At 32.5% G+C, this 9,098-nt stretch carries 10 protein-coding genes; 9 read left to right on the plus strand and 1 reads right to left on the minus strand.

Annotated features, from left to right (window positions below; all coding sequences use genetic code 11):
• Positions 1 to 35 precede the first annotated feature (35 nt).
• Genes LQ686_RS06330 through LQ686_RS06340 form a run of 3 tightly spaced genes read left to right on the plus strand, consistent with a single transcriptional unit; the run spans position 36 to position 3,209 of the window.
• Positions 36 to 1,181, plus strand: a complete 1,146-nt coding sequence (locus LQ686_RS06330) for a cysteine desulfurase family protein (RefSeq protein WP_025905510.1) — start codon at positions 36 to 38, stop codon at positions 1,179 to 1,181.
• Positions 1,171 to 2,388, plus strand: a complete 1,218-nt coding sequence (gene thiI, locus LQ686_RS06335) for a tRNA uracil 4-sulfurtransferase ThiI (RefSeq protein WP_107565173.1) — start codon at positions 1,171 to 1,173, stop codon at positions 2,386 to 2,388. The genes LQ686_RS06330 and thiI overlap by 11 nt, the downstream gene beginning before the upstream one ends.
• A 47-nt stretch (positions 2,389 to 2,435) precedes the next feature.
• A complete protein-coding gene (locus tag LQ686_RS06340; protein ID WP_025905508.1) occupies positions 2,436 to 3,209 on the plus strand; it encodes a sulfite exporter TauE/SafE family protein in 774 nt (257 codons plus the stop codon).
• Between the two features lie 59 nt (positions 3,210 to 3,268).
• Here LQ686_RS06340 and LQ686_RS06345 read toward each other — a convergent pair whose 3' ends face one another.
• Positions 3,269 to 4,072, minus strand: a complete 804-nt coding sequence (locus tag LQ686_RS06345; protein ID WP_025905507.1) for an NAD kinase — start codon at positions 4,070 to 4,072, stop codon at positions 3,269 to 3,271.
• Positions 4,073 to 4,157: 85 nt separating this feature from the next.
• Here LQ686_RS06345 and sppA point away from each other — a divergent pair, with 85 nt between their 5' ends.
• The 6 genes from sppA (at position 4,158) to LQ686_RS14180 (ending at position 8,832) form a co-directional block, all read left to right on the plus strand.
• On the plus strand, positions 4,158 to 5,153 hold the full coding sequence (gene sppA, locus LQ686_RS06350; RefSeq protein WP_025905506.1) for a signal peptide peptidase SppA: 996 nt from the start codon (positions 4,158 to 4,160) through the stop codon (positions 5,151 to 5,153).
• A gap of 12 nt (positions 5,154 to 5,165) precedes the next feature.
• The gene (locus LQ686_RS06355; RefSeq protein ID WP_025905505.1) at positions 5,166 to 5,717 is read left to right on the plus strand and encodes an RDD family protein; all 552 of its coding nucleotides are present in this window, start codon (positions 5,166 to 5,168) and stop codon (positions 5,715 to 5,717) included.
• A 79-nt stretch (positions 5,718 to 5,796) separates the two neighbouring features.
• Positions 5,797 to 6,297, plus strand: a complete 501-nt coding sequence (tpx, locus tag LQ686_RS06360) for a thiol peroxidase (protein ID WP_025905504.1) — start codon at positions 5,797 to 5,799, stop codon at positions 6,295 to 6,297.
• 60 nt (positions 6,298 to 6,357) lie between these two features.
• A complete protein-coding gene (locus LQ686_RS06365) occupies positions 6,358 to 7,302 on the plus strand; it encodes a class I SAM-dependent methyltransferase (RefSeq protein ID WP_025905503.1) in 945 nt (314 codons plus the stop codon).
• Between the two features lie 75 nt (positions 7,303 to 7,377).
• Positions 7,378 to 8,574: an acetate kinase gene (locus LQ686_RS06370; RefSeq protein ID WP_107565174.1), complete on the plus strand. Its 1,197-nt coding sequence runs from the start codon at positions 7,378 to 7,380 to the stop codon at positions 8,572 to 8,574.
• A 129-nt stretch (positions 8,575 to 8,703) separates the two neighbouring features.
• Positions 8,704 to 8,832: a hypothetical protein gene (locus tag LQ686_RS14180; RefSeq protein ID WP_258028098.1), complete on the plus strand. Its 129-nt coding sequence runs from the start codon at positions 8,704 to 8,706 to the stop codon at positions 8,830 to 8,832.
• Positions 8,833 to 9,098 lie beyond the last annotated feature (266 nt).

A 9,098-nucleotide genomic window follows, 5' to 3' on the forward strand; every position in this document is an offset into this window, starting at 1 on the left:
GGTATCATTATATAATGAAAAAAAGAGGTGACAGTATGATATATCTTGATAATGCTGCAACGACAAAGCCTAATGAGGACGTTATTCAAACATATACACAAATGAATCAACATTACTTTTTCAATCCAAATAGTCCTCATTCTGCCGGCATAAAGATTGCTCATTTACTTGATAAAGCAAGAGAAAATATTAAGCAATATTTAAATTTAAAAGATCCATTCAATATTATATTTACAAGTGGTGCTACTGAATCGAATAATATCGCACTTCAAGGGATGGCCAAAGCGAAGAAGAGATTTGGTAACACAATCCTTACAACTAAAATGGAACATCCGTCAGTTCTTGAAACGATGAGAGGATTAGAGGACGAAGGTTTTAATTTGAAATATATTAAAACGACGAAGGATGGGAAATTAGATATATCATCTTTACAAGAATTGCTTAACGATGATGTTGTTCTTGTTACATGCATGCATGTCAATAATGTAATGGGGCAGATTCAACCAATTGAAGAAATTAGTCGAATTTTAAAAGGTTATCCTAAAGTACATTTTCATGTAGATGGTGTACAAGGTTATGGAAAATTACCATTAGATATTAATTTAGCAGATAGTTATAGTTTAAGCGCACATAAATTCCACGGATTAAAAGGTTCAGGTATACTGGCAATTAAACAAATTAAATCGATTAAACAAATTATATTTGGTGGCGGACAAGAGCAAGGCTTAAGAAGCGGTACAGTTAATGCACCTGTCAATATTGCATTAGCAAAAGCGATGAGAATAATGAACGATCATATGGAAGATAATGCTCAAGTATTAAGTCAAAGAGGTAAAGAAATTAGAGCTTTTGTAGAACAATATAAAGGTGTCTTGATTAATTCACCAATCGATGCAGCACCATATATATTAAATATTTCTTTTCCAGGCGTTAAAGGTGAAGTATTAGTCAATGCATTTTCTAAATTTGAAATTTATTTGTCTACAACGAGTGCATGTTCTTCAAAGAAAAGTTCTCATAACGAAACGTTAAAAGCAATGGGATTAAGTAACCTTGTTATTGAAGGAAGTATAAGAATAAGTATTGCACCAGATTTAACGAATGAACAAATAGAACGTTTTAAAGATGCCTTTGATAAAGTATATAAAGAGGTAAAGGAGTTAATAAAATATGAATTATGATCACATATTAGTGAGATACGGAGAGCTGACTTTAAAAACAGGTAATAGAAATATGTTTGTGAATAAATTAAAAGCAAATATCAAAAGCCGATTAATGCCACTTCAAGGTTATAAAGTACGGGCAAATCGTGACCGTATGTATATCGATGTACACGAAGGTTCTGACATTGAAGAAATGATGAGCAGAATTCAAACTGTGTTTGGCGTACACTCTGTAAGTCCAGTAGTTCGAATTGAAAAAGATTTAGATTTAATGAAAGAAGTCGCTTTAAAGTTTGCGCATGATTTTAAAGATGGAGACACATTTAAAATTGACGTCAAACGTGCTGATAAAACGTTTGAACTTGATACTTTTCAATTGCAACAAGAGTTAGGTGGGCATGTACTTCAAAACACTGATCACATAACAGTAAATGTTAAACAACCAGATCATAAAATTAAAGTAGAAGTTCGTAAAGACGCTATTTATATGTACAACCGCGTACTTGAAGGCGCTGGTGGATTACCTGTTGGGACAGGTGGTAAAACATTGCTTATGCTTTCAGGTGGAATAGATTCACCAGTAGCAGGTGTGGAAGTGATGAAACGAGGCGTGACAATTGAAGCTATTCATTTTCATAGTCCGCCGTATACAAGTGAACAGGCTAAACAAAAAGTAATCGATTTAACAAAACAACTTGCACACTTAACAGGCGATATCAAATTGCATATTGTACCTTTTACAGAACTTCAAAAGCAAATTCATAAAGTTGTTGAAGAAAGCTATACAATGACAAGTACAAGAAGAATGATGTTAAGAGTTACTGAGAAAGTAGCACATGAAATCGGTGCACATGCAATTGTAAATGGTGAGAACTTAGGACAAGTAGCGAGCCAAACTTTAGGTAGTATGTATGCTATTAATAGCGTAACATCAATGCCGATTTTACGTCCGTTACTTACATTTGATAAAGAAGACATTGTTAAAAAAGCGAAAGCTATTAATACATTTGATTTATCAATTCAACCATTTGAGGATTGTTGTACGATATTTACACCAAAAAATCCAAAGACAAATCCTAAACTAGAAAAAGTGGAATATTTTGAATCAAAATTTGATTTTGGTCCACTAATTGATGAAGCGGTTAAAAATGTAGAAACACTTACAATTTCTAAGCATGATGATTTGAATCAACAAAAAGACGAATGGATGGATGAACTACTTTAATACGAACGTTGGGATGTCGTTATCATTAAAGTAGAGGAGATATCCATATGGAGTTTGATTTAAATATATTATTAATCATTATTTTGTTTGGTTTAATTGCATCGTTTATCGATTCAGTTGTAGGTGGAGGAGGATTGATTTCTTTACCTGCATTACTAGCAGTAGGAATGGATCCAGCCACAGCTCTAGGTACAAATAAATTAGCGAGTTCATTCGGTTCATTTACGAGTACGATGAAATTTATAAGAGCGAAGAAAGTAGATTTCGATATTGTAGGTAAATTATTTCCATTATCCTTTGTAGGTTCGATATTTGGTGCGATTACGGCTACATATTTACCACCAGAATATTTAAAGCCATTGGCAATCATTATATTGGCACTTGTAACCATATACTCAATTGTAAAAAAAGATTGGGGAGACATTAATCGATATAAGAAATTGTCACTAAAAAAAGCAATCTTGTTTATTATTGGTGTAACGGTAATTGGTTATTATGATGGATTTCTTGGAGGCGGAACAGGATCATTCTTCCTATTTGCTTTATTAATGATTGGTCTTGATTATTTACACGCAGCCGGAAATGCTAAATTTTTAAACTTTGCTTCTAACATAGGTGCATTACTGTTATTTATGGTTTTAGGACATGTCAATTATATCTATGGATTAAGTATGGCAGTATCTATGGTAATCGGTTCGTATTTAGGGGTTACATTTGCAATTAAAAAAGGCGTATCTTACGTTAAAGTATTATTTATTATTGTAACGATAACGTTAATTCTCAAAAATCTATATGACTATATTAGTAGTCACTTTATGTAAAAAAACACCTTAGCGTCTATGCGCTAAGGTGTTTTAATTTATGAGGTTGTTGCTTATTTTTATAAGAATTTTCTTTGTACTTTACTCCAGAATGAATTCTGAGGTAATTTCAATGTTCGAATATATTTATCTTGAATTCTAAGTGAAATAAAGTCTGTTTCTTGAATACTTAATGCTTCATTATCTAGTCCCATAATTGGATAATAGTTACCTTCTTTATCAAGAATGATTTTAAGGGTTCTTGTATCACCCAATACTACTGAACTACTCACTGTTCTGAAATTGTTATTATTCAGTGACGCGATTTCGGTTAATTGCATGCTTCTAATTTTAGGGTCAATAATTGCGCCGTCTAATGATTTGTTATATCCAGTTGATCCTGTTGGTGTTGAAATTAATAAACCGTCTCCGTTGAATGCCTCGAAGTATTCGTCGTCAATGTATATTTCCATCTTCATCGGCTTGATGACGCTTGATTTAATGTAAAAATCATTTAAACACATATAAGACATTTGGTTATTCAAGTTTACTTCTAGGACAGGATATTTTCTGACACTTACTTCATGAGAATCAATAGATTCAATTAAATGTGGAATGTCATCTATACTAAAATCAACATATAAGTAATTCTGATCTAGTCGTGTTTTGATACCAATATAAACTTTGTCTTTATTAAAGTTCGTTTTTCTACAAGCTTGTAAGAAACTCCCATCTCCCCCGACTGAAGCAATAATATCTGCATCATCGTAATTTGAAACAAATTCAAATCCGTGTGGTTCCATTTCTTTCTGGATTTTTTCACGTGTTTCTAATACGTCACGGTCTTTTGAACTAAATAAATAAATACGTTTATACGAAGTCATAATTTGTTCCTCCCAAAAGTTACAGTTATTATTAAAGTCTGTTATTATTATAAATGTAAATATTTAAAATAGAAAGGATGATACTATGTCTAAACGAATTATTGCGATAATCATCGCAGCTGTTTTAGTTGTAGGTGGTATAGTTGTCAGCACAGTTGGCATATTTTTAGACGATTCGTGGAAAAAAGCAGTAACAGATTCAGATGGCATAAGTGAGTCTGTCGTATCTGGTAGTGATAGTAGTAGCAAAATTGTTAAATTATCAGTAGATGGTACCATTCAAGATACAGGTGTCCAAGAGTCATTATTTAGTGGTGGAGGGTATAATCATCAATCCTTCTTAAAACAACTTGATAAAATTAAAAAAGACGATCAAGTTAAAGGTGTACTTCTAGTTGTCAATTCACCAGGTGGTGGAACATATGAAAGTGATGAAATACATAAAAAATTAGAAGAAATTAAAGCTAAAGATAAAAAAGTTTATGTTCAAATGAAAAATATGGCAGCATCAGGTGGCTATTATATCTCAACACCAGCTGACAAAATTTATGCAGGATCACAAACATTAACAGGTTCACTTGGGGTTATTATCTCAAGCATTAATTATTCAGAACTTGCGAATGATCTAGGTGTGAAAGATGAATCTGTAACTTCTGGTAAACATAAACAAATCTTGAACCCAATGAAAGAAATGTCGAAAGAAGAACGTGATATCATGCAATCCATCATTGATGATAGTTATAAACAATTTGTAAATGTCATTAAAGATGGTAGACATATGTCAGAATCAGAAGTTAAGAAATTAGCTGACGGTAGAATTTATTCTGCACAACAAGCTAAATCAAACGGTTTAATTGATGAAATTGGTTATGAAGATGATGCTATTAAAGCATTAAGAAGTGACATAAAATCAAAACATGCACAAGTTATAACGTATGATACAACAGGAGGATTCTTAAACTTCCCAATGGCTGCTAAAAGTAAACTTTCTTCTATGATAGGTTTAGATGATATGACTAAATACGAAGCCTTAATTAAAGCGAATAAATCACCACAACCTATGTATTTATACGGTGAATAAGGAGGGATTGTAATGACAGAAACAAGTTATGAACAAGTCGCTACTACACGTGAACAAAGTGAAATTGAGCGTACTGTCAATAAATATATGTCTGATATTAAATCCATCGTATTTGCTGGATTCTGGGTCCGATTTTTAGCTTATATCATCGATATTTTAGCTTTAGCAGGATTTAAAGGTATTGTACTAAGTCCGATATTTGCACTTACAAGTATTAATACTTCATATCTGTGGGTTCCATACTTCAGTGTTGAAAATATGGCAAGTGCCTTAATATTTTATTTATATTTCGTGTTGATGACGTATTATTTTAAAGCAACACTAGGCAAGATGATCTTAGGTTTAAGTGTCTATCGAGAAGATGCACAACCGCTCAAATTGAAGGATGTTCTATTTAGAGAATGGATCGGGCGAATTATCTCTGGTGCATTATTAGGCATTCCATATATTGTAGTAGCATTTACGAAAAAGCATAAAGGTATTCATGACTATTTTGGGGAAACAGTCGTTCTCAAAAACAAATATGTTCAAATGAGAAAAGACTTCCAAAATGTGATTGGATAATTAAGTTATAATCAAAAGAATTTTAAAGTCTCTTTAATCATGATAAAATATATTTATCAAGAATAAGGAGGCTTTTTTTATGGCGCAAGTTACATTCAAGAATGAACCAATTACAATATTAGGTGAGGAAGTTAAAGTAGGTTCAGTAGCACCTGATTTTACTGTATTAGCAAACGACCTATCTGAAAAGACATTAAAAGACTATGAAGGTAAAAAGAAACTTATTAGTGCCGTACCTTCTTTAGATACAGGCGTGTGTAGTCAACAAACACGTAAATTTAATGAAGAAGCTGCAAATGAACAAGATGGCGTTGTCTTAACGATTTCTAACGACTTACCATTTGCTCAAAAAAGATGGTGTGCAGCTGAAGGTTTAGATAATGTGATTACATTAAGTGACCACCGTGATTTATCATTTGGTGAAAACTATGGTGTTATCATGAAAGAACTTCGTTTATTAGCACGTTCAGTATTTGTTTTGGACAAAGATAATAAAGTTGTTTATGCAGAAATAGTGAGTGAAGGTACAAACCATCCTGACTATGACAAAGCTTTAGAAGCATTTAAAAATTTAGACTAATTAACAACCATAAACTGCTGTCCATTTAGTGGACAGCTTTTTATACGAAAGAGGGCAATTATGACTGAAGAAAAGAATATGATGGAAGTATTATTTGAAAAACTTGATGTAAAAAGTAAAGACCTCCACGACGAGAATGGACAAAGCTATATAGAGAATCTTGGTTTGGCAATGGAAGACATTTATACAAACCAAAGAGATCTTTTAGAACAATCAACATTACAAGAACGAAGAAAAGCGTTCCAATTTGCTTATTTAAGTTTATTAAAAGAAGAAGTGATTCAACCCAATCATCAAATGACGCCAGATTCAATTGGGTTTATTTTAAGCTACCTTGTAAACTTATTTAATAAAAACAAAAAAGAATTAAACATTGTAGATATTGCAAGTGGTACAGGACATTTGAGTGCAACAATCAATGAACAAAATCAAGATAAGACATTGATGCACCACTTGATTGAAGTAGATCCTGTATTACAACGTGTAAGTATACATTTAGCTAACTTCTTAGAAATACCATTTGATGTATACCCACAAGATGCTATTATGCCACTACCTTTAGAAGAAGCGGATGTCATTGTCGGCGATTTACCAGTCGGATATTATCCAGTTGATGAACGCAGTAAAGAGATGAAATTAGGCTTTGATGAAGGGCATAGTTATAGTCATTATTTATTATTAGAACAAGCTGTTACAGCAACAAGACCAGGTGGTTATGTATTCTTAATCGTACCAACAAATATCTTTGAAGGTGAAGAAGTGAAACAGCTTCAAAAATATATTGCAACAGAAACAGAAATGCAAGCATTTTTAAACTTTCCTAATTCATTGTTCAAGACAGAACAATCACGTAAATCACTATTGATTTTACAGAAGAAAGACCCTGGAAATACTAAGAGTGTTGAAGTATTGCTAGCAAATATACCAGATTTCAAGGCACAATCTCAATTGCAAACGTTTTTATCAGAAGTAGATGAATGGATGAAAGAAAATCATTCTTTATAAACTGTATTAATGCTTGATTCATAACTGTATTAGTGTTTAAATAGTATAGAATAGTATTATCAGGAGGAAGTCTAAATGACAAAAATTATAGCAATTAATGCTGGTAGCTCATCTTTAAAATTCCAATTATTTGAGATGCCTGAAGAAAAAGTTATCACAAAAGGATTAGTCGAGCGTATCGGATTGAAAAATTCAATTTTCTCAATTTCGGTAAACGGGGAAAAAATCACAAAAACATTAGATATTGAAAATCATGAAGTTGCAGTAAATATCATGATTGAAGCTTTAAAAGAGCACAATATCATCGAAGACATTAATGATATTCAAGGTACTGGTCATCGTGTTGTTCACGGCGGAGAATTATTCCCAGAATCAGCACTTGTTACTGAAGATATATTAGCTAAAATCGAATCATTAACTGATTTAGCACCATTACACAATCCTGCAAACATCATGGGTATTAAAGCATTTAGAAAATTATTACCAAGTATCCCACACGTTGCAGTATTCGATACATCATTCCACCAAACAATGCCAGAAGAATCATATTTATACAGCTTACCTTACAACTTCTATAAAGATTTCGGTATTCGTAAATATGGTTTCCATGGGACAAGTCATAAATATGTATCTGAAAGAGCAGCAGAATTATTAGATCGTCCATTAGATCAATTAAGAATTATCTCTTGTCATATCGGTAATGGTGCTTCTATTGCTGCAATTGACGGTGGTAAATCTGTTGATACTTCAATGGGCTTCACACCATTAGCAGGTGTTACAATGGGTACACGTTCAGGTAACCTTGACCCAGCTTTAATTCCATACATCATGGAGAAAACTGGTAAAAATGCTGAAGAAGTATTAAATATCCTTAATAAAGAATCAGGTTTACTTGGTATTTCAGGTTCATCAAGTGACTTAAGAGATATTCAGCAAGATGCTAACGAAGGTAGCGAACGTGCTAAATTAGCATTAGATGTATTCGCATCTAGAATCCATAAATATATGGGATCATATGCTACAAGAATGCACGGCTTAGATGCAATTGTATTTACAGCTGGTGTAGGGGAAAACTCTGACACAGTTCGTGCTAAAGTATTAGAAGGATTAGAATTCATGGGTGTTTATTGGGATCAACGCTTAAACACAGGTTTACATGGAGAAGAAGCGTTCATCAACTACCCACATTCACCAGTAAAAGTTATTGTAATTCCAACTGACGAAGAAGTTATGATTGCACGTGACGTTGTGAAATTTGGTAACTTAGGATAATAAAGTATTTTTAAAAGCGAGACAGGCGTATCTTATATGTGAATAAGATGCCAGTCTCGTTTTTTTTATGTTTAAAAAGTGATTCTACGGTTATATGTAAGTAATGCATATTCTAAGGAGGATATATAAATGAGACCAGAAAGAGCATTAATGAAATTAGTTAGAATTGTTACACGTAGAGTCGTTAGAGAACAATCTAAAAAACAGAAACAAGAAAATAACCAAAACTTAAAAGATCAAAATAATAATCAAAACTAATATAAAAGCGTTCAGCCATAAGGTTGAATGTTTTTTTATTGTAATAGAAAATATGTGAAAATGAGTAATAGATTTATGTGATTTGGGGAGAATATGAGATAAAGAGGTAGTAAACCCACGAGATTAGGAAAGATGTGAGTTAATGAGGAAGTAAACTCACGAGATTGAAAAAGATTGATGTGAACCCAAATATTTGACCTAAACAAATCAAATTATTGGGGTGCATTCTTATGAGGAAAAAATATGATTTTAAATTCAAAATAAAA

Source organism: Mammaliicoccus sp. J-M41, from assembly GCF_022385935.1.
Lineage (GTDB): Bacteria > Bacillota > Bacilli > Staphylococcales > Staphylococcaceae > Mammaliicoccus > Mammaliicoccus sciuri_A.

Coding starts and splice junctions, on each gene's coding strand:
- LQ686_RS06330 (WP_025905510.1), top strand. CDS start 36: ATGATATATCTTGATAATGCTGCAACGACAAAGCCTAATGAGGACGTT.
- thiI (WP_107565173.1), top strand. CDS start 1,171: ATGAATTATGATCACATATTAGTGAGATACGGAGAGCTGACTTTAAAA.
- LQ686_RS06340 (WP_025905508.1), top strand. CDS start 2,436: ATGGAGTTTGATTTAAATATATTATTAATCATTATTTTGTTTGGTTTA.
- LQ686_RS06345 (WP_025905507.1), bottom strand. CDS start 4,072: ATGACTTCGTATAAACGTATTTATTTATTTAGTTCAAAAGACCGTGAC.
- sppA (WP_025905506.1), top strand. CDS start 4,158: ATGTCTAAACGAATTATTGCGATAATCATCGCAGCTGTTTTAGTTGTA.
- LQ686_RS06355 (WP_025905505.1), top strand. CDS start 5,166: ATGACAGAAACAAGTTATGAACAAGTCGCTACTACACGTGAACAAAGT.
- tpx (WP_025905504.1), top strand. CDS start 5,797: ATGGCGCAAGTTACATTCAAGAATGAACCAATTACAATATTAGGTGAG.
- LQ686_RS06365 (WP_025905503.1), top strand. CDS start 6,358: ATGACTGAAGAAAAGAATATGATGGAAGTATTATTTGAAAAACTTGAT.
- LQ686_RS06370 (WP_107565174.1), top strand. CDS start 7,378: ATGACAAAAATTATAGCAATTAATGCTGGTAGCTCATCTTTAAAATTC.
- LQ686_RS14180 (WP_258028098.1), top strand. CDS start 8,704: ATGAGACCAGAAAGAGCATTAATGAAATTAGTTAGAATTGTTACACGT.